This window comes from Streptomyces sp. NPDC037126 (assembly GCF_055605965.1).
In genome coordinates, this window is sequence record NZ_JBVJTD010000025.1 from 75,347 (window position 1) to 94,845 (window position 19,499).

The following is a 19,499-nucleotide window of genomic DNA, read 5'->3' on the forward strand; positions in this document are numbered from 1 at the left end:
TGGTGCCGTGCCGAAGCCTCTCAGTCTCCCGTTCGACCCCATCGCGCGTGCCGACGAACTCTGGAAGCAGCGCTGGGGGACCGTGCCCTCGATGGCCGCGATCACCTCGATCATGCGGGCCCAGCAGATCCTGCTCGCCGAGGTGGACGCGGTGGTCAAGCCGTACGGACTGACCTTCGCCCGGTACGAGGCCCTGGTGCTGCTCACCTTCTCCAAGGCCGGGGAGCTGCCGATGTCCAAGATCGGCGAGCGGCTCATGGTGCACCCCACCTCGGTGACGAACACCGTGGACCGGCTGGTGAGATCCGGGCTCGTCGCCAAGCGGCCCAATCCCAACGACGGGCGTGGCACGCTCGCGGTCATCACCGAGAAGGGCCGCGAGGTGGTCGACGCGGCCACCCGCGACCTCATGGCCATGGACTTCGGGCTCGGCGTGTACGACGCGGAGGAGTGCCGGGAGATCTTCGCGATGCTCCGTCCGCTGCGGGTTTCGGCCCACGACTTCGACGAGGACTGACCCCGGGCAAGATCTCCCGGAACGGGTGGTTACGCTCGACGGCATGAAGAAGAGCGTGCTGACCCGCTACCGGGTCATGGCCTACACCACGGGTGTCCTTCTGGTGCTCCTGTGCCTGAGCATGATCGCGAAGTACGGACTGGACATCAGCGGTGCGGCCGACGTCACCCGCGTCGTCGCCATCGCCCACGGCTGGCTGTACGTCGTCTACCTCGTCGTCGCCTTCGACCTGGGCTCCAAGACGAAGATGCCGATCGGCAAGCAGCTGTGGGTGCTGCTCGCGGGGACGATCCCCACCGCGGCCTTCTTCGTCGAGCGCCGGATCAGCCGCGAGCTGGAGGCCAAGGTCGAGGGCCAGGCGGCCCCGGCCGTCGCCAAGGCCTGAGGCTACCGCCGTGCGGGTGCCGTACGGCGGTACCCCATCGACATTTACTAGGACGTCCAAGTAAATTCGACGGTATGGACGCTCACGCCATCGAGGAGGGCCGCCGACGCTGGCAGGCCCGTTACGACGCCGCCCGCAAGCGCGACGCAGACTTCACCACGCTCTCCGGCGATCCCGTGGAACCGGTGTACGGACCACGGCCGGGCGACGCGTACGAGGGGTTCGAACGGATCGGCTGGCCCGGGGAGTACCCCTTCACGCGCGGGCTCCACCCCACCGGATACCGCGGCCGCACCTGGACCATCCGCCAGTTCGCCGGGTTCGGCAACGCCGAGCAGACCAACGAGCGGTACAAGATGATCCTCGCGGCGGGCGGCGGCGGCCTGTCCGTCGCCTTCGACATGCCGACCCTGATGGGCCGCGACTCGGACGACCCGCGCTCCCTCGGCGAGGTCGGCCACTGCGGGGTCGCCATCGACTCGGCCGCCGACATGGAGGTCCTGTTCAAGGACATCCCGCTGGGCGATGTGACCACGTCCATGACCATCAGCGGCCCGGCCGTGCCGGTCTTCTGCATGTACCTGGTCGCCGCGGAGCGTCAGGGCGTCGACCCGGGCGTGCTCAACGGGACCCTCCAGACGGACATTTTCAAGGAGTACATCGCCCAGAAGGAGTGGCTCTTCCAGCCCGAGCCGCACCTGCGCCTGATCGGCGACCTGATGGAGTACTGCGCGGCCGGCATCCCCGCCTACAAGCCGCTGTCCGTCTCCGGCTACCACATCCGTGAGGCCGGGGCCACGGCCGCGCAGGAGCTCGCCTACACGCTCGCCGACGGCTTCGGGTACGTGGAGCTGGGCCTCTCCCGCGGGCTCGACGTGGACGTCTTCGCACCGGGCCTGTCCTTCTTCTTCGACGCGCACCTCGACTTCTTCGAGGAGATCGCCAAGTTCCGTGCCGCCCGCAGGATCTGGGCGCGGTGGATGCGGGAGGTGTACGGCGCGAAGTCCGACAAGGCGCAGTGGCTGCGGTTCCACACCCAGACGGCAGGCGTGTCGCTGACGGCCCAGCAGCCGTACAACAACGTCGTCCGTACGGCCGTGGAGGCGCTGGCCGCGGTGCTCGGCGGGACCAACTCGCTGCACACCAACGCCCTGGACGAGACCCTCGCGCTGCCGAGCGAGCAGGCCGCGGAGATCGCGCTGCGCACCCAGCAGGTACTGATGGAGGAGACCGGGGTCGCCAACGTGGCCGACCCGCTGGGCGGTTCCTGGTACATCGAGCAGCTGACGGACCGGATCGAGGCGGACGCCGAGAAGATCTTCGAGCAGATCAAGGAGCGCGGCCTGCGGGCGCACCCGGACGGGCAGCACCCGATCGGGCCCATCACCTCCGGCATCCTGCGCGGGATCGAGGACGGCTGGTTCACCGGCGAGATCGCCGAGTCCGCCTTCCGCTACCAGCAGTCGCTGGAGAAGGGCGAGAAGCGGGTCGTGGGCGTCAACGTCAACACCGGCTCCGTCACCGGCGACCTGGAGATCCTGCGGGTGAGCCACGAGGTGGAGCGGGAGCAGGTGCGGGCGCTCGCCGGGCGCAAGTCCGCGCGGGACGAGTCCGCGGTGCGCGCCGCGCTCGACACCATGCTGGCCGCGGCCCGGTCCGGCGCGAACATGATCGAGCCGATGCTGGACGCCGTCCGCGCGGAGGCGACCCTCGGCGAGATCTGCGGGGTGCTGCGCGACGAGTGGGGGGTGTACACCGAGCCGGCCGGCTTCTGAGCGGGCTCAGGCGGACGAGGTCAGGCCCAGCAGCAGCACCCGGGTGAAGCTGCGGACCCAGTCCTCGTCCGCCGGCTTGCCGCTCACCAGGGTGCGGTGGACCACGGCGCCGGCCACCACGTCGAAGATGAGGTCCACCGTGCGGGCGGACTCCTCCGGGTCGGGCTCCGGGGGGAGTTCGCCCCGTTGCTGTGCGCGGGCGCGGCCCTCCAGGACCAGGCGCATCTGCCGCTCGACGATGGACGCGCGGATGCGCTCGCGCAGGGCGTCGTCCCGGGTGGACTCGGCGACCACCGCCATCAGGCCGCTCTTGGCCTCCGGACGGGCCAGGATCGCCGCGAACTGCAGGACCACGCCCTCGATGTCGGCCGCGAGGCTGCCCCGGTCGGGCAGCTCCAGCTCGTCGAACAGCTCGGCCACCGCGTCGACCACCAGCTCGGGCTTCCCGGCCCACCTGCGGTAGAGGGTCGTCTTCGCCACCCCGGCCCGCGTCGCCACGTCCCCCAGCGTCAGTTTGGACCAGCCGAGGTCCACCAGGGCCTCCCGCGTGGCGGCCAGGATCGCGGCGTCCGCGGCGGCGCTGCGCGGGCGTCCGGTACGGCTGGCGGGGGTGCGGCTCTGCATCCCACGACCATAACCGGCAGGTCCTGTGGGGCCGTGAGGGAGATCACCGGCGTGTGGTGTCGCGCGCACCCCTGTTGCCATTACGCTACGACTCGTAGCGAAAGCGCGCGACGGACGTACGCGGGCGAGTACCGCGGCGTGGGGTGGGGACCCGGCGCCGGACCACATCGGTTTTTTCTTCAGAGGCGGGATCGGGGGAGGATAGACGCATGCAGCCACGGAACATGTCCATGAGCGGCGTCGTCGACCTCGCCGCGGTGAAGGCGGCCCAGGAGGCCAAGGCCAAGGCCGAGCAGGCGCGCGCCGAAGCCGCCCGGCAGGGCGGCGCGGGGGCCGTCTCCCCGGCCGATCTCGTCATCGACGTCGATGAGGCGGGCTTCGAGCGTGAAGTCCTCCAGCGCTCCGCCGAAGTCCCGGTCGTCATCGACTTCTGGGCCGAGTGGTGTCAGCCCTGCAAGCAGCTGAGTCCGGTCCTGGAGCGGCTGGCCGTCGAGTACGACGGGCGCTTCCTCCTCGCCAAGATCGACGTCGACGCCAACCAGATGCTGATGCAGCAGTTCGGGGTGCAGGGCATCCCGGCGGTGTTCGCCGTCGTGGCGGGACAGGCGCTGCCGCTGTTCCAGGGGGCGGCCGGTGAGCAGCAGATCCGGGGGACCCTCGACCAGCTGGTGCAGGTCGCCGAGGAGCGCTTCGGGCTGACCGGCCTGACCGTCGACCCGGACGCCGAGCCGGGCGGCCCGGCGCAGACCGAGGCGCCGGTGGGGCCGCACGAGGCGGTCCTGAACGCCGCGGCCCAGGCCCTGGACGCCGGCGACCTGGGCGGCGCCGTCCAGGCCTACAAGAACGTGCTGGCCGACGACCCGACCCACCCCGAGGCGCAACTCGGTCTCGCGCAGGCCGAGTTGCTGCAGCGGGTGCAGGGCATGGACCCGCAGCGGGTGCGCCGGGAGGCGGCCGAGAAGCCCAAGGACGTGGACGCGCAGATCGCCGCCGCGGACCTGGATCTGGTGGGCGGTCATGTCGAGGACGCCTTCGGCCGGCTGATCGAGACCGTGCAGCGCACCGCGGGTGACGACCGGGACACGGTGCGGCGCCGGCTGCTCGAGTTGTTCGAGGTCGTGGGCCCCGACGATCCGCGCGTGATCGGGGCGCGCAGGGCACTGGCGCGCGCCTTGTTCTGACCAGTCACTAAACGCCACGGCTTGTGATGCCGGGGTGAAAGATTTGCCGACGTGGCGTTAGGGCGGCTCCGCTTTACCAAATCTTGGTAATCGGAGCCGCTGTTACTCCGAGTAAATCAGGGCCGTTGATCTGTCTGGTTTCGTCCAAGGATCAACGGCTTTGTTCTGCCCCTGAACGGCACCGAGCGTGGCACTGCGAGACCGCCCGGTCGTTTCTCGGTTATCCGGCCGTTACTAGCCAGTAACGAACCCCCTTGTGCGGGCGGCCAGAATGCACCACGATCGGCGACGCTCGGTCCGTTCCCATACCCCGGCAGCCGGTCGGGTCGCGGGAGACTCTGGGTCCCCACCGAGCAGAGCCGGCGGCAGTGGCGCCGGCTCTTGGGCAGGGGGGTCTTCGCCGAACGGCGAAGCCTGTCCAGCAGGGTTGTGCGTGATGCGTGTCAGGCGCGACCAGTGGTTGTCGCTCGGGGGTGATCGCCGGTGATTCGGGCGCGGTTCGCGCCACCGAGCGCGGGCGCTCTCCTTCCCGAGGACGTAGCACTTCTCCCATCCCTGCCCGACCGAGCCCTCGACTGGGGCGAGTCCGGGCCAGGAGATGTACGTCCGAGAAGGAGGAAATATGGAGTCCCAGGTGCGTGGCGGGACCAGATGGAAGCGGTTCGCTGTGGTCATGGTGCCCAGCGTTGCCGCCACGGCGTGTATAGGTGTCGCCCTCGCGCAGGGCGCTCTCGCCGCCTCGTTCAGCGTGTCCGGTCAGTCCTTCAAGGTGACCGCGGACAAGCTGGTCGGCAATGGCTTCGAGCAGTACGGCGCGATCGACAACGGCTACACGCTCAGCGGTGACCAGACGGCCCACCCGGTCGCGGTCTCGGCCTTCAAGTCGGCCACGATCAACAACATGTGCCAGTCGGTCGTCACGCCGAACATCCCGGTGTTCGGTTCCGTCAGCCTCGTGCTGAAGGCGGGCGGGGACAAGCCGGTGGAGGCCGACAACCTCTACATCGACGTCTCCGACCTCGACGCCGACGCGACCTTCAACAACATCGACATCGGTGTTGCCGCCAAGGACGCCTCCAAGGGTCCGGGCATGAAGGGCGGGAAGGAGCAGTCCAACCCGTACGGCTTCGCGCAGCAGGCCGACTCGGCCACACTGACCAACGTGAAGCAGACGGCCTGGGCGACCACGGCCGGAACCTTCAAGCTCAGCGGTCTGCACATGTCGGTGCAGACGGGAACGCACGAGTGCTACTGAGCACTCACTGACGGGCGGGGGCGCCGATGGCACCCCGCCCGTCACTGCTCCGGCCGCGTGTTCACGCGCGGCACACATCACCACCACAGCAACACCGCACCAGGGAGCTGTTTTCCATGAGCGCCGAGACTTCTGCCGCCGCATCCGGCCAGTTCACCCACCGGAGGCTGCAGTTCCGCGCATGGCGGGGCACGCGTCCGTTCTGGGCTGGTCTGTTCGTCCTGCTCGGTGGCTTGCCGATCATGTACTTCCCGTACGCGCATCTCCAGCTCGGCCATCTCACGCTGGCGATGGCGACCACCGCGGGAGCCGGGTCCCTGATCATCGGTGTGCTGCTCATCGTCCTGGGCATCAGCCTCTGGTTCCAGAAGCACGTACGGGTCTTCGCGGGTGTCGCGGCGATCCTGCTGGCGCTGGTGTCCATCCCCGTGTCCAACTTCGGCGGCTTCGTCATCGGCTTCCTGCTCGCCCTCATCGGCGGTGCGATGGCCGTGGCCTGGGCGCCGGGCGCGCCCGAGCAGCCGCAGCCGCCGGCCGAGGCGGCCCCGGGCGTGGGCGGTGCGCCGGAGGCGGCGCCGATGCCCGGCAAGGGCGTCGACGGGGTGCCCGAGGCGAACGACCTGTCAGGAACGAGCCCGGCCAACGGGGCGAACGGGAGGCACAGTGCCGGCTGACGAGGTGACCCGCGCGACCGATGTGGACGGGTCCCGCGCGAGAACCGGGCCCCGCCACGCGGCAGCCAAGAAGCCGTTGTTCACCAGGTTCCACATGCCGGCCGGCAAGGCGATAGCCTCCGTGGCGATGCCGACGGCGGTGATCATGGGCATGGGCTTCACGTCCACCCTGGCCCTGGCCGACGGCAACAGCAGCCCCTCCACGGCGCCGACCGCCAAGAGCCTGACGGCGGACGAGTACAAGGACTGCGTGAAGGCGCTGGACGACGCCAAGGACCCCTCGGCCTCGCCGTCGCCGTCCGCCTCCGCGAGCACGTCGCCCGACAAGGCCACGCCGACGCCCTCGGCGAGCGCCGACACCGGCAAGGGCGCGCAGGACTCGGGCAAGACCTCTTCGTCGGATTCAGGTTCCGGCGACAAGGCCTCCCCCGAGCCGAGCGCGACCTCCGGTTCCGGCTCCTCGGACACGGGTTCGGGTTCGGGCTCCGGCGGTGCCACGGCCTCGCCGTCCCCGTCGGCCTCCCAGAGCAGCGGCGGCGGTCTGCTGGACACCATCGGCGACACGCTCGGCGGCATCCTCACCGGCGGCAAGAAGGACACCGGCGGCACGTCCGCGAGCCCGGCGCCCTCGGCGACCCCGTCGTCGTCCGCGTCACCGTCGTCGGACTCCTCGGCGGGCTCGGCCGGCTCCAAGGTCGCCGACACCGTCAAGGACACCGCCTCCAAGGCGACCAAGACGGTCTCGGACACGGTGAAGAAGACCACCGACACCGTCTCGAAGACGACCGGGGACGCCGCCAAGGCGGTCAAGGACGCGGCCGCCTCGGCCACGCCGAGCCCGTCCGCGAGCTCCGGCGCCTCGGCCCAGGACTGCCCGGCGGCCACGACCGACGAGAGCGGCGTCGACAACAAGGTGCCGGTGGCCGACGACCCCTGGTACCTGGACGCCAGCTCCCTGCTCCTCAAGGGCTCGGACTACCAGGGCATCGTCGAGGTGCGGACGGCGAGCGGCACCACGAAGAAGGTGCTGAAGTACGTCATCTCCGACGGCACGGACATCGGCGACCTGCACCAGACGGTGAAGGACTCGCTGTCCGGCAAGACGTACCACGTCCAGGCGGCCAAGGGCTCGACGTCCACCATCCGGGGCGGCTCGACGGTGATGTACACCGAGAAGATCTCCGGAAACCTGTTCGGTCTGATCCCGATGACCTTCAGCCCCGACAGCCCGCCCCCGCTGAACCTGCCGCTGATCTACTTCACCAACGTCAAGGTGACCCAGGCGGCCCAGTTCGGCGGCAACCTGCACGTGCCCGGGATGCACGTGTACACGACCGACTGACCGGTCCTGCAAGCCCGTTCGGGAGCCGCACACGGCCGAGGGCGCCCCCTGGTCCCAGGGGGCGCCCTCGGCGCGTTCAAAGGCCCTTGCGGGACCGTCAGTTGCCCTGCTGGGTGCCCAGGTGGTGCACGCGGAGCATGTTGGTGGTGCCGGGCACGCCGGGGGGCGAGCCGGCGGTGATGATGACCGTGTCGCCCGCGTCGAAGCGGCCCAGCCTTGCGACCTCCTGGTCCACCAGGTCGACCATCTCGTCGGTGGTGTTCACGAACGGCACCACGTGCGGCTCCACGCCCCAGCTCAGCGTGAGCTGGTTGCGGGTGCCCTCGTCCGTGGTGAAGGCGATGATCGGCTGGACCGCCCGGTAGCGGGAGAGCCGGCGCGCGGTGTCACCGGACTGGGTGAAGGCGATCAGGCCCCGGCCGCCGAGGAAGTCGGCGATCTCGCAGGCCGCGCGGGCCACCGAACCGCCCTGCGTGCGCGGCTTCTTGCCCGGCACCAGCGGCTGCAGGCCCTTGGAGAGCAGCTCCTGCTCGGCCGCCTGGACGATCTTCGACATCGTCTTGACCGTCTCCACCGGGTACGCGCCCACGCTGGACTCGGCGGACAGCATGACCGCGTCGGCGCCGTCCAGGATCGCGTTGGCCACGTCGGAGGCCTCGGCGCGGGTCGGGCGGGAGTTGGTGATCATCGACTCCATCATCTGGGTCGCCACGATCACCGGCTTGGCGTTGCGCCGGCACAGCTCGATCAGGCGCTTCTGCACCATGGGGACCTTCTCGAGCGGGTACTCGACGGCGAGGTCGCCACGGGCCACCATCACGGCGTCGAACGCCGCGACGACGTCCTCCATGTTCAGCACCGCCTGCGGCTTCTCCACCTTGGCGATGACCGGGACCCGGCGGCCCTCCTCGTCCATCACGCGGTGGACGTCGGCGACGTCCTTGGCGTCCCGGACGAAGGACAGCGCGACCATGTCGCAGCCCATGCGGAGGGCGAAGCGGAGGTCCTCGACGTCCTTGTCGCTCAGCGCGGGCACGTTCACGGCCGCGCCGGGCAGGTTGATGCCCTTGTGGTCGGAGACGACACCGCCCTCGATGACGATCGTCCTCACCCGGGGGCCCTCGACGTCCAGGACCTTCAGCTCGACGTTGCCGTCGTTGATGAGGACCTGGTCGCCGCGCGAGACGTCGCCCGGCAGCCCCTTGTACGTCGTACCGCAGACGTGCTTGTCGCCCGGCACGTCCTCGGTCGTGATGACGAACTCGTCACCGCGCTCGAGCTCGACCGGACCCTCGGCGAAGGTCTCCAGGCGGATCTTCGGGCCCTGCAGGTCGGCGAGGACACCGATGGGCCGGCCGGTCTCCTTCGAAGCGGCCCGGACGCGGTCGTACCGCGCCTGGTGCTCGGCGTGGGAGCCGTGGCTGAAGTTGAAGCGGGCTACATTCATGCCCGCCTCGATCATGGCGACGAGCATCTCGTGGGAGTCGACCGCGGGGCCGAGAGTACAGACGATTTTCGAACGGCGCATGGGGCGATCCTATCGGTTTGTTTCGCTACGGAATATTCCGTCTGGCGGAAGATACAAATGGGCGGACTCGCGCTCAGGCGTGTTACTGCGGTGTATTGCTCAGTTGTTCTTTCCGACCAGTGCGTACGTCTGGGTGGCGATCTCCATTTCCTCGTCCGTCGGCACCACGGCGACCGCGACACGCGCGTCCTGCGGCGAGATCAGCCTGGCCCCGTCCGCTCGCACGGCGTTCAGCTCCGGGTCGACCGCCAGGCCCAGACCCCGCAGGCCGGCGATCGCGGCCTCCCGCACCGGCGCCGCGTTCTCGCCCACCCCGGCCGTGAAGGCGACCGCGTCCACGGTGCCCAGGACGGCGTAATAGGCCCCGATGTACTTCTTGAGCCGGTGAATGTAAATGTCGAAGGCGAGAGCGGCTTCTTCGTCGCCCTCGTCGATCCTGCGGCGGATCTCCCGCATGTCGTTGTCCCCGCACAGACCGAGCAGACCGCTCCTCTTGTTGAGAAGAGTGTCGATCTCATCCATGGACATTCCGCCAACACGGGCCAAATGGAAGATGACCGCCGGATCCAGATCACCGGATCGCGTACCCATCACCAGCCCCTCCAAGGGCGTCAGTCCCATGGAGGTGTCCACACAGCGCCCCCGCTCGACCGCGGAGGCCGAGGCGCCGTTGCCGAGGTGCAGCACGATGACGTTGACCTCGGAGGGGTCCCGGCCCAGCAGCCGCGCGGTCTCCCGGGCCACGTAGGCGTGCGAGGTGCCGTGGAAGCCGTAGCGGCGGATCCGGTGCCGGTCGGCGAGCCTCGGGTCGATCGCGTAGCGGGCCGCGGACTCCGGCATGGTCGTGTGGAACGCGGTGTCGAAGACGGCGACCTGCGGCAGGTCGGGGCGCAGCGACCGGGCGGTGCGGATGCCGGTGAGGTTGGCCGGGTTGTGCAGCGGGGCGACGGGGATCAGCCGCTCGATCTCGGTGATCACCGTGTCGTCGACGACCGTCGGCTCGGTGAAGAACATCCCGCCGTGCACCACCCGGTGCCCGATCGCGGCCAGTTCCGGCGAGTCCAGGCCGAGGCCGTCGCGGCCCAGCTCGCCGGCGACCGCCTTGAGGGCGGCGTCGTGGTCGGCGATCGGCCCGGTGTGCTCGCGGGTGTCACCACTGGTGAGGCAGGTGTGCCTCAGCCGTGAGGTCCGCTCGCCGATGCGCTCGACCAGTCCCGCCGCCAGCCGGCTGTGGTCCCGCATGTCCAGCAGCTGGTACTTCACCGACGAGGAGCCGGAGTTGAGGACGAGGACGCGGGTGGGAGGGGTCACTGCTGGTACGCCTTCTCGCTGGAGTTCTGGGCCTGGATCGCCGTGATGGCGACGGTGTTCACGATGTCCTGCACGAGCGCGCCCCGGGACAGGTCGTTGACCGGCTTGCGCAGGCCCTGCAGGACCGGGCCGACGGCGATCGCGCCGGCCGAACGCTGCACGGCCTTGTAGGTGTTGTTGCCGGTGTTGAGGTCGGGGAAGATCAGCACGCTGGCCTGGCCGGCGACCTCGGAGCCGGGCAGCTTGGTGGCGGCCACGGTCGGCTCCACGGCCGCGTCGTACTGGATCGGCCCCTCGATCTTCAGGTCGGGGCGGCGCGAGCGCGCCAACTCGGTCGCCTCGCGCACCTTGTCCACGTCCGCGCCCGAGCCCGAGGTCCCGGTGGAGTACGACAGCATCGCGATCCGCGGCTCCACCCCGAACTGCGCGGCCGTGCCCGCCGCCTGGACGGCGATGTCCGCGAGCTGCTCGGCGTCCGGGTCCGGGTTGACCGCGCAGTCGCCGTAGACCAGCACCTTGTCGGCCAGGCACATGAAGAACACGGACGAGACGATGGAGGAGTCCGGGCGGGTCTTGATGATCTCGAAGGCGGGCCGGATGGTGGCCGCGGTGGAGTGCACCGACCCGGAGACCATGCCGTCGGCCAGGCCCTCCTGGACCATCAGGGTGCCGAAGTAGTTCACGTCGGAGACGACGTCGTAGGCCAGCTCGACCGTGACGCCCTTGTGGGCGCGCAGTTCCGCGTACTTCTCGGCGAAGGCGTCGCGCAGTTCGGAGGTGGCCGGGTCGATCAGCTGGGTGTCGCCGAGGTCGATGCCGAGGTCGGCCGCCTGCTTGCGGATCCGGTCGACGGGCCCGAGCAGGGTCAGGTCGCACACGCCCCGGCGCAGCAGCACCTCGGCCGCGTGCAGCACCCGTGCCTCGCCGCCCTCGGGGAGGACGACCCGGCGCTTGTCGGAGCGGGCCTGTTCGAGCAGCTTGTGCTCGAACATCATCGGGGTGACCCGGTCGCTGCTCGGCGCGGAGACCCGGCCGGCCAGGCCGGCGGTGTCGGCGTACCGCTCGAACAGGCCGAGCGCCGTCTCCGCCTTGCGCGGGGTGGCCGCCGTCATCTTCCCCTCCAGGGAGAAGAGCTGCTCGGCGGTGGGGAAGCTGTTGCCGGTCACCGACAGGACCGGGGTGCCCGGGGCGAGGCGCGCGGCCAGGGTGAGGATCTCCTCGCTCGGCACCTCGTCGAGGGTGAGGAGCACGCCGGCTATCGGCGGGGTGCCGGCGCTGTGCGCGGCCAGCGAGCCGACGACCAGGTCGGCGCGGTCCCCGGGGGTGACGACCAGGCAGCCCGGGGTCAGGGCGGGAAGGAAGTTCGGCAGCATCGCACCGCCGAAGACGAAGCCGAGGGCGTCCCGGGCGAGCCCGGAGTCGTCGCCGAGCAGCACCCGGGCGTCGAGGGCCTGGGCGATCTGGGAGACGGTCGGTGCGGAGAGCGCGGGCTCGTCGGGCAGGACGTAGCAGGGCACCGGCAGCCGGTCGGCCAGCCGTCGGGCGATCTCGTCGCGGTCCTCGCGGGTCACCCGGTTGGCGACCATGGCGAGCACGTCGCAGCCGAGGCCGTCGTAGGCGCGGTAGGCGTTGCGGGTCTCGGCCAGCACCGACTCGGCGGTCTGCCCGCGGCCGCCGACCACGGGCAGCACCGAGGCGCCGAACTCGTTGGCCAGGCGGGCGTTGAGGGACAGCTCGTCCGGGAGCTGGGTGTCGGCGAAGTCGGTGCCGAGGACGAGGACGACGTCGTAGTCGCGGGCCACCAGGTGGAAGCGGTCGACGAGGGTGGAGACCAGCTCGTCGGTGCCCTGCTCGGCCTGGAGCGCGGACGCCTCGTGGTAGTCCATGCCGTAGACGGTCGCCGGGTCCTGCGAGAGGCGGTAGCGCGCCCGCAGCAACTCGAACAGGCGATCGGGTCCGTCGTGGACGAGCGGCCGGAAGACCCCCACCCGGTCGACCTGCCGGGTCAGGAGTTCCATGACCCCCAGCTCCACGACCTGGCGGCCGTCGCCGCGATCGATCCCGGTCACGTACACGCTGCGCGTCACGTGTCCACTCCGTTCCTCATGTCTTGTACGGCGCGATGCCCTGTACGGCGCGTTCTCGGCACAAAAATCGCCCACCGGGGTGAGCGGAACCCTCTTGACAATACCCCCGCCGCCGGATAAGGCGCCCGTCAGGCCCTCACCGCCCCGGCGGACGTGAAACAATCGGAACCGGCTCACCGGCACCGACAGCGAGCAGGAGACACAGCACGATGCGCATCGGAGTTCTCACCGCAGGCGGCGACTGCCCCGGCCTGAACGCCGTGATCCGGTCGGTCGTGCACCGTGCGGTGGCGCAGTACGGCGACGAGGTCATCGGTTTCGAGGACGGCTACCGGGGTCTGCTCGACCGTCACTACCGCTCCCTCGACCTGGACGCGGTCGGCGGCATCCTGGCCCGCGGCGGCACCATCCTCGGCTCCTCCCGGCTGGAGCGCGACCGGCTGCGCGAGGCCTGCGACAAGGCGACCGACATGGTCGAGGAGTTCGGCATCGACGCGCTGATCCCGATCGGCGGCGAGGGCACGCTGACGGCGGCCCGCATGCTCTCCGACGCCGGCCTCCCGGTCGTCGGCGTGCCCAAGACCATCGACAACGACATCTCCTCCACGGACCGCACCTTCGGCTTCGACACCGCCGTCGGCGTCGCGACCGAGGCGATGGACCGCCTGAAGACGACCGCCGAGTCCCACCAGCGGGTGATGGTCGTCGAGGTCATGGGCCGGCACGCCGGCTGGATCGCCCTGGAGTCCGGCATGGCAGCCGGCGCCCACGGCATCTGCCTGCCCGAGCGCCCCTTCGACCCGGCCGATCTGGTCAAGATGGTCGAGGAACGCTTCTCCCGCGGCAAGAAGTTCGCCGTCGTCTGCGTCGCGGAGGGCGCCCACCCCGCCGAGGGCACGATGGACTACGGCAAGGGCGAGATCGACCAGTACGGCCACGAGCGCTTCCAGGGCATCGGCACCGCGCTCGCGTACGAGCTGGAGCGGCGCCTCGAAACCGAGGCCAAGCCGGTCATCCTCGGCCATGTCCAGCGCGGCGGCGTGCCCACCGCCTACGACCGCGTCCTCGCCACCCGCTTCGGCTGGCACGCCGTCGAGGCCGCGCACCGCGGCGAGTTCGGCCGGATGACGGCGCTGCGCGGCACCGACATCGTGATGGTGCCGCTCGCGGACGCGGTCACCGAGCTGAAGACCGTGCCGAAGGACCGCATGGACGAGGCCGAGTCGGTGTTCTAGGAGCCGCTCGCGGCCGGTCTCAGACGGCTCCGCCGGCCTTCTCGACCGACGCCCAGAAGTTCTCCACGATCCGGTCGAGGAACTCACGGCCCGACTCGCTCGCGCTGCTGCTGCCGCCGCCCCAGCTGAGGGTGGCGGCCATGTGGCCCTGGTAGTCCTGGTGCAGTTCCTGCAGGACGTCCTCCAGGACCTCCCGGTCGACGGGTGCCAGCTTCGCCACCGGGCGCACATACGCCTGCCAGCGGGTGGTCACCGCGCTGTGCAGCAACTCGGCCAGCTTCGCCTCGCGGCCCGTGACGGCCACGAAGTCGGGCAGGGCCAGTCGCAGCGTCTGCGCCAGCGCGGCCGACTGGCGCTCGTTGCCCCGCCAGGACCCGCTCTCCTCCATCCGCAGATACGCCGGCAGGTCGAGGCCGACCGCCCGGGCCACGTCCTCCGGCGCGGCCCCGCGCGCGATGCGGTGCTCGCGCAGGGTGCGGGGCCGGCCGATCAGCTCACCCGGGGAACACCACAACACCCCCGAGAGCGCGGTGAGTTCCGGGCTGCTCGGGGAGGCGGTGCCGCGTTCCCAGGCGATCACGAGATCGGGTGTGACGTATGGCAGCCCGTACGAGGCCCGCATGCCGTAGGCGACGTGCTCGGGTCCCATGCCGAGCGCGGCGCGCAGCCTGCGGGCGGCCGGGGCGTTGAACGGGGGAGCTGAGGGTTGGCGCACCCCGCACAAGCTAGGGGTGCGGTGACCGGATGGCTACGGTCTGTTCGGACAGGATCACGGATTGTCGGAACGTACAGTTCCGGCCGTTCGGTATGTAACGGACGGAACTCCTCCGTCGCGTATCCCTTGACGGCCCGCGCTCATCCCTCGACCGAAGAGGGTCGTGCCCTGCGGGGTGTCGATCAGGTTCACCCGCACGAACAGGGCGTACCCCGGCACCATGACCGCCCGGCGCGGGTTCAGCGCGCCTGGGAGACCCAGCGGTAGACCAGTTCCGGCCGCCCCACCTGCCCGTACAGCGGGCTCCGGCCTGCCCGGCCGGCCTCGACCAGGTGCTCCAGGTAGCGGCGTGCGGTGATCCGCGAGATGCCGACGGACTCGGCGACCCCGGCGGCGGTCAGCCCCTCGGGCGCCTCGCGCAGGGCGCCGGTCACCCGCTCCAGGGTGGGCCCGCTGAGCCCCTTGGGGAGGGCGGCGGGCGCCGGCGCGCGCAGCACCGCGAGCGCGCGGTCCACCTCGTCCTGGCCGCTCGCCTCGCCCGCCGCCGCGTGGAACTCGGCGTAGCGGACCAGGCGGTCGCGGAGGGTCGCGAACGTGAAGGGCTTCAGGACGTACTGGACGACACCCAGCGAGACGCCCTCCCGGACCACCGCCAGGTCCCGTGCCGACGTCACCGCTATCACGTCCGCGTGATGCCCGGCCGCCCGCAGCGAGCGCGCGAACTGCAGCCCGTGCACGTCCGGCAGGTGCAGGTCCAGCAGGAGCAGGTCCACGGCCGTGCGGTCCAGGACGCGGCGGGCCTCGGCGCCGGTGTGCGCCTTTCCGACCGCGACGAAGCCCGGCACCCGGCCCACGTACATCACATGCGCGTCGGCGGCGACCGGGTCGTCCTCCACCACCAGCACCCTGATCGGCCGGGAGCCCGTCACGCGGCACCGCCCGAGGGCACCGGGGACGCCGCGCGCAACGGCAGCCGCACCTCGAACACCGCACCGCCCCCGCCCTCTTCGGCCGACTCCGCCACCGTCAGCGTGCCCTCGTGCCGGGCCGCCGCCTGCCGGACCAGGGCCAGGCCCAGGCCCCGCCCGCCGGGGCCGGCCGGCTTGGTGGAGAACCCCCGCTGGAAGACCAGGTCGGCGTGGTCCGGGTCGACGCCGGGTCCGGTGTCCGCCACCCGCAGCACCAGCTCGGCGTCCGAGGCGTACGCCGTGACGGTCACCCGGGCCCGGGCGCCGCCCTGTGCCGCGTCCACCGCGTTGTCGATCAGATTGCCGAGGATCGTCACCAGGTCGCGCGCCGGGAGGTCGCCGAGGAGGCCGTCGTCCAGGCGGCTGTCCGCCGACACCACCAGCTCCACGCCCCGCTCGTTGGCCTGGGCGGTCTTGCCGAGCAGCAGCGCGGCGAGCACCGGTTCGCTCACCGCCGCGACCACCTGGTCGGTGAGCGCCTGCGCCAGCTCCAGCTCGGCCGTGGCGAACTCCACCGCCTCCTCGGCCCGGCCCAGCTCGATCAGCGACACGACGGTGTGCAGCCGGTTCGCCGCCTCGTGCGCCTGCGAGCGCAGCGCCTGCACGAAGCCCCGCTCCGAGTCCAGCTCGCCCATCAGCGACTGGAGTTCGGTCACGTCGCGCAGGGTCACGACGGTGCCGCGCCGCTCTCCGCCGGAGACCGGGGAGGTGTTCACCACCAGCACCCGGGACGCCGTCAGGTGCACCTCGTCCACCCGCGGCCGCGAGGACAGCAGCGCGCCCGTCAGCGGCACCGGCAGGCCCAGGTCGGCCACCGTGCGCCCGACCACGTCCCGCTCCCCGCCGACGCCGAGCAGTTCCCGCCCGCCGTCGTTGATCAGCGCCACCCGGTACTGCCCGTCGAGCATCAGCAGGCCCTCGCGGACCGCGTGCAGTGCCGCCTGGTGGTAGTCGTGCATCCGGCTCAGCTCGGTGGAGTTCATGCCGTGGGTGTGCCGGCGCAGCCGCGCGTTGACGACGTACGCGCCGACGGCGCCGAGCAGCAGGACTCCGCCGGCCACCCCGAGCAGGGCGGTGACCTGGTCCTGGACCCGTTCGCTGATCGTCTCCACCTTGATGCCGGCGCTGACCAGGCCGGTGATCCGGCCGTCGTCGGTCACGGGGGTCACCGCGCGCACGGACGGGCCGAGCGTGCCGGTGTAGGTCTCGGTGAAGGTGTGGCCGTGCAGGGCGGGGTCGATGGTGCCGAGGAAGCGCCTGCCGATCTGCCGCCGGTCCGGGTGGGTCCAGCGGATGCCGGACGTGTTCATGATCGTGACGAAGTCGACGTTGGTGTCCCGGGTGACCTGGAGGGCGTACGGCTCCAGGCGCGCGCTCGGGTCCGCGGTGCGGATGGCCGTGCGGACCGAGGGGGAGTCCGCGATCGAGCGGGCCACCGCCGTGGCCTGCCGGGTGGCCGCGTCCTCGGCCTGGCGCCGGTCGCTCACGTAGGTGAACAGCGCGTACCCGGCCACGACCACCGCCAGCAGCACCGCCTGCATGGCGAAGAGCTGGCCCGCGAGGCTGCGGGGTCGGGCGAGGGACGGAAAGCGCATGCCAGCAGTGTGCCTCCCCGGTTCGGCGTGAACTAAATGAACGGAAGGGTGACCGCCCTCACAGGCCGGGAGATAGTCACGGCATTCCCCAGCAACTCCCGGACGTGAGCCGCACGCCGGTTGTTCACCGACGAAGACGTCAAGGAGGGCAGTCGTGGCCGCCAGCACCCCCGGCACGGCACCTGCCGCACCCCGCGTGAAGCGGGACCGGACCCACTATCTGTACATCGCCGTCATCGTGGCGGTCGCGCTCGGCATCGCCGTCGGCCTGATCTGGCCGGATGCCGCGGTCCAGCTGAAGCCGCTGGGCACCGGATTCGTGAACCTGATCAAGATGATGATCTCGCCGATCATCTTCTGCACGATCGTGCTCGGCATCGGATCGGTCCGCAAGGCGGCCAAGGTGGGCGCCGTCGGCGGCATCGCCCTCGGCTACTTCCTCGTGATGTCACTGGTGGCGCTCGCCATCGGCCTGGTCGTCGGCAACGTGCTGCACCCCGGTGACGGGCTGCACCTGACGAACGCGCTCCGGCAGACCGGGCACGCCCAGGTCTCCAGCGACGCGCTGCCCCCCGTCGACTTCGTGCTGTCGATCATCCCGACGACGTTCGTGTCCGCCTTCACCGAGGGCCAGGTCCTGCAGACGCTGCTGGTCGCCCTGCTCGCCGGGTTCGCGCTCCAGGCCCTGGGGCAGACCGGGCAGCCGGTGCTGCGCGGCATCGAGCACATCCAGCGGCTCGTCTTCCGCATCCTGTCCATGGTGATGTGGGCCGCGCCGATCGGCGCCTTCGGCGCCATCGCCGCCGTCACCGGCTCCGCGGGCCTGGACGCGCTCAAGAGCCTCGCCGTGCTGATGCTCGGCTTCTACGTCACCTGCTTCCTGTTCGTGTTCGTGGTGCTCGGCGCGCTGCTGCGGATCGTCGCCGGGGTGAACGTCATCGCCCTGTGCAAGTACCTCGCCCGGGAGTTCCTGCTGATCCTGTCCACCTCCTCCTCCGAGTCCGCGCTGCCGCGGCTGATCGCGAAGATGGAGCACCTGGGCGTCAGCAGGCCGGTCGTCGGCATCACCGTGCCGACCGGGTACTCCTTCAACCTCGACGGCACGATGATCTACATGACCATGGCGTCCCTGTACATCGCGGACGCGCTCGGCACGCCGATGTCGGTGGGCGAGCAGATCCCGCTGCTGCTGTTCCTGCTGCTGGCGTCCAAGGGCGCGGCGGGCGTCAGCGGCGCGGGCCTGGCCACCCTGGCCGGCGGTCTGCAGTCGCACAAGCCCGCGCTGGTCGACGGGGTCGGCCTGATCGTCGGCATCGACCGGTTCATGAGCGAGGCCCGGGCGCTGACCAACTTCGCGGGCAACGCGGTCGCCACCGTGCTGGTCGGCACCTGGACCAAGGAGATCGACAAGGAGCGGGTCGGCCGGGTGCTCGCCGGTGAGCTGCCGTTCGACGAGACGACCCGGCTCGACGAGGAGCGGCCGCCGGTCACCGACCTGCCCGAGCCCCGGGAGGAGCCGGTCACGGCCTGACCCACCGAACGAGCTCCGGACGCCCGGCCCCGCCTGACCCCGGGCCGGGCGTCCGGCCGTCCGTGCGCCGGGTCTACGACGGCGCACTCACCTCGGCCACCAGCGCGGTGGCCCGCTGGGCGGGCACGCCCGCCGCGGTCAGCACCGTGACCGTGGCGGCGCGGCCCGCCTCCTCGGCCGTGAGCAGGCCGTCGTTCACGGCCTCCATCACGGCGAACAGCATCTGTTCGTGCACGTACGCCAGGGCCGGCGCGGGCAGCGGGGAGCTGAAGACGCCCGCTTCCAGGCCCTCCCGGAGCACCCGCAGCTTGGCCTCGCGCAGGGGCGCGAGGCGTTCCCGGATGCCCTGGACGGTGACCGTGCGCTGGGCCAGGGCGATCAGCAGCCGGTAGCGGTCGGCGGTCGCCCAGATCGCGAGGACCGACCGGGCCACCGCCTCCGCCGGGTCCGCCACGCCCGTGCGCACCGCCGCGTCGGCGTCCGTCAGCGCCTGGACCGCCTCGTCGACGAGGGTGCTGATCAGCGCCTCACGGCTGGGGAAGTGGCCGTACACCGTGCGTCGTACGACACCGGCGGCGCGCGCGATCTGGTCCATGGAGGCGTCGGGGTCGCGCAGCAGCTCGGCGAGGGCGACGTCGAGGATGCGGCGCCGGTTGGCGTCGGCGCGGCTGGGGTTACCCGTGGTCATGGCAGTCATTCTGCACGCCCTTCCTTGAGTTGCACAGCGCTGTGCAACGACGTACATTGCACATGGTTGTGCAATTGCACGCCACTGT

At 70.9% G+C, this 19,499-nt stretch carries 17 protein-coding genes; 9 read left to right on the forward strand and 8 right to left on the reverse strand.

Annotated elements, in window-relative coordinates:
* Positions 1 to 7: 7 nt before the first annotated feature.
* From ACZ7FF_RS37265 to ACZ7FF_RS37275, 3 genes are all read left to right on the forward strand, one after another.
* Entirely contained in the window at positions 8 to 517 is a 510-nt protein-coding gene (locus ACZ7FF_RS37265; protein WP_470818179.1) for a MarR family winged helix-turn-helix transcriptional regulator, read from the forward strand.
* Between the two features lie 43 nt (positions 518 to 560).
* Positions 561 to 902, forward strand: a complete 342-nt coding sequence (locus ACZ7FF_RS37270; protein WP_470818181.1) for a DUF3817 domain-containing protein — start codon at positions 561 to 563, stop codon at positions 900 to 902.
* A 74-nt stretch (positions 903 to 976) separates the two neighbouring features.
* Positions 977 to 2,677 (forward strand): acyl-CoA mutase large subunit family protein, encoded by a 1,701-nt coding sequence (locus ACZ7FF_RS37275; protein ID WP_470818183.1) that lies wholly within the window; start codon positions 977 to 979, stop codon positions 2,675 to 2,677.
* Positions 2,678 to 2,683: 6 nt separating this feature from the next.
* On the opposite strand, the gene ACZ7FF_RS37280 is transcribed toward ACZ7FF_RS37275, so the two are convergent.
* On the reverse strand, positions 2,684 to 3,301 hold the full coding sequence (locus tag ACZ7FF_RS37280; RefSeq protein WP_470818184.1) for a TetR/AcrR family transcriptional regulator: 618 nt from the start codon (positions 3,299 to 3,301) through the stop codon (positions 2,684 to 2,686).
* Between the two features lie 209 nt (positions 3,302 to 3,510).
* Here ACZ7FF_RS37280 and ACZ7FF_RS37285 point away from each other — a divergent pair, with 209 nt between their 5' ends.
* From ACZ7FF_RS37285 to ACZ7FF_RS37300, 4 genes are all read left to right on the forward strand, one after another.
* Positions 3,511 to 4,482, forward strand: coding sequence for a tetratricopeptide repeat protein (locus ACZ7FF_RS37285; RefSeq protein ID WP_470818185.1), 972 nt, complete (start codon positions 3,511 to 3,513; stop codon positions 4,480 to 4,482).
* Between the two features lie 622 nt (positions 4,483 to 5,104).
* Positions 5,105 to 5,737: a DUF6230 family protein gene (locus ACZ7FF_RS37290; protein ID WP_470818187.1), complete on the forward strand. Its 633-nt coding sequence runs from the start codon at positions 5,105 to 5,107 to the stop codon at positions 5,735 to 5,737.
* Positions 5,738 to 5,853: 116 nt separating this feature from the next.
* A complete protein-coding gene (locus ACZ7FF_RS37295) occupies positions 5,854 to 6,411 on the forward strand; it encodes a DUF6114 domain-containing protein (protein WP_470818188.1) in 558 nt (185 codons plus the stop codon).
* Positions 6,401 to 7,753 carry a hypothetical protein gene (locus tag ACZ7FF_RS37300; RefSeq protein ID WP_470818189.1) on the forward strand — a complete coding sequence of 451 codons (1,353 nt, stop codon included), beginning with the start codon at positions 6,401 to 6,403 and terminating at the stop codon, positions 7,751 to 7,753. The genes ACZ7FF_RS37295 and ACZ7FF_RS37300 overlap by 11 nt, the downstream gene beginning before the upstream one ends.
* A 97-nt stretch (positions 7,754 to 7,850) precedes the next feature.
* On the opposite strand, the gene pyk is transcribed toward ACZ7FF_RS37300, so the two are convergent.
* From pyk to pta, 3 genes are all read right to left on the reverse strand, one after another.
* Positions 7,851 to 9,281 (reverse strand): pyruvate kinase, encoded by a 1,431-nt coding sequence (gene pyk / locus ACZ7FF_RS37305; RefSeq protein WP_470818190.1) that lies wholly within the window; start codon positions 9,279 to 9,281, stop codon positions 7,851 to 7,853.
* A gap of 99 nt (positions 9,282 to 9,380) precedes the next feature.
* On the reverse strand, positions 9,381 to 10,592 hold the full coding sequence (locus tag ACZ7FF_RS37310; protein ID WP_470818192.1) for an acetate kinase: 1,212 nt from the start codon (positions 10,590 to 10,592) through the stop codon (positions 9,381 to 9,383).
* The gene (gene pta / locus ACZ7FF_RS37315; RefSeq protein ID WP_470818194.1) at positions 10,589 to 12,679 is read right to left on the reverse strand and encodes a phosphate acetyltransferase; all 2,091 of its coding nucleotides are present in this window, start codon (positions 12,677 to 12,679) and stop codon (positions 10,589 to 10,591) included. Before pta ends, ACZ7FF_RS37310 begins: the two co-directional genes overlap by 4 nt.
* Before the next feature lie 209 nt (positions 12,680 to 12,888).
* Here pta and ACZ7FF_RS37320 point away from each other — a divergent pair, with 209 nt between their 5' ends.
* Positions 12,889 to 13,914, forward strand: coding sequence for an ATP-dependent 6-phosphofructokinase (locus ACZ7FF_RS37320; protein WP_470818196.1), 1,026 nt, complete (start codon positions 12,889 to 12,891; stop codon positions 13,912 to 13,914).
* 19 nt (positions 13,915 to 13,933) lie between these two features.
* Here ACZ7FF_RS37320 and ACZ7FF_RS37325 read toward each other — a convergent pair whose 3' ends face one another.
* The 3 genes from ACZ7FF_RS37325 to ACZ7FF_RS37335 form a co-directional block, all read right to left on the reverse strand.
* Positions 13,934 to 14,629, reverse strand: a complete 696-nt coding sequence (locus ACZ7FF_RS37325) for an XRE family transcriptional regulator (RefSeq protein ID WP_470818197.1) — start codon at positions 14,627 to 14,629, stop codon at positions 13,934 to 13,936.
* A 239-nt stretch (positions 14,630 to 14,868) separates the two neighbouring features.
* Entirely contained in the window at positions 14,869 to 15,558 is a 690-nt protein-coding gene (locus ACZ7FF_RS37330; protein ID WP_470818199.1) for a response regulator, read from the reverse strand.
* Entirely contained in the window at positions 15,555 to 17,192 is a 1,638-nt protein-coding gene (locus ACZ7FF_RS37335; protein WP_470818201.1) for a sensor histidine kinase, read from the reverse strand. Before ACZ7FF_RS37335 ends, ACZ7FF_RS37330 begins: the two co-directional genes overlap by 4 nt.
* Positions 17,193 to 17,346: 154 nt before the next feature.
* Here ACZ7FF_RS37335 and ACZ7FF_RS37340 point away from each other — a divergent pair, with 154 nt between their 5' ends.
* The gene (locus ACZ7FF_RS37340) at positions 17,347 to 18,723 is read left to right on the forward strand and encodes a cation:dicarboxylate symporter family transporter (RefSeq protein WP_470818203.1); all 1,377 of its coding nucleotides are present in this window, start codon (positions 17,347 to 17,349) and stop codon (positions 18,721 to 18,723) included.
* Positions 18,724 to 18,796: 73 nt separating this feature from the next.
* Here ACZ7FF_RS37340 and ACZ7FF_RS37345 read toward each other — a convergent pair whose 3' ends face one another.
* Entirely contained in the window at positions 18,797 to 19,420 is a 624-nt protein-coding gene (locus tag ACZ7FF_RS37345; protein ID WP_470818205.1) for a TetR/AcrR family transcriptional regulator, read from the reverse strand.
* Positions 19,421 to 19,499 lie beyond the last annotated feature (79 nt).

What these genes read in the sequence shown, in the direction of transcription:
- ACZ7FF_RS37270 (WP_470818181.1), top strand. Translation starts at nt 561, where the DNA reads ATGAAGAAGAGCGTGCTGACCCGCTACCGGGTCATGGCCTACACCACG.
- ACZ7FF_RS37275 (WP_470818183.1), top strand. Translation starts at nt 977, where the DNA reads ATGGACGCTCACGCCATCGAGGAGGGCCGCCGACGCTGGCAGGCCCGT.
- ACZ7FF_RS37280 (WP_470818184.1), bottom strand. Translation starts at nt 3,301, where the DNA reads ATGCAGAGCCGCACCCCCGCCAGCCGTACCGGACGCCCGCGCAGCGCC.
- ACZ7FF_RS37285 (WP_470818185.1), top strand. Translation starts at nt 3,511, where the DNA reads ATGCAGCCACGGAACATGTCCATGAGCGGCGTCGTCGACCTCGCCGCG.
- ACZ7FF_RS37290 (WP_470818187.1), top strand. Translation starts at nt 5,105, where the DNA reads ATGGAGTCCCAGGTGCGTGGCGGGACCAGATGGAAGCGGTTCGCTGTG.
- ACZ7FF_RS37295 (WP_470818188.1), top strand. Translation starts at nt 5,854, where the DNA reads ATGAGCGCCGAGACTTCTGCCGCCGCATCCGGCCAGTTCACCCACCGG.
- pyk (WP_470818190.1), bottom strand. Translation starts at nt 9,281, where the DNA reads ATGCGCCGTTCGAAAATCGTCTGTACTCTCGGCCCCGCGGTCGACTCC.
- ACZ7FF_RS37320 (WP_470818196.1), top strand. Translation starts at nt 12,889, where the DNA reads ATGCGCATCGGAGTTCTCACCGCAGGCGGCGACTGCCCCGGCCTGAAC.
- ACZ7FF_RS37335 (WP_470818201.1), bottom strand. Translation starts at nt 17,192, where the DNA reads ATGCGCTTTCCGTCCCTCGCCCGACCCCGCAGCCTCGCGGGCCAGCTC.
- ACZ7FF_RS37345 (WP_470818205.1), bottom strand. Translation starts at nt 19,420, where the DNA reads ATGACTGCCATGACCACGGGTAACCCCAGCCGCGCCGACGCCAACCGG.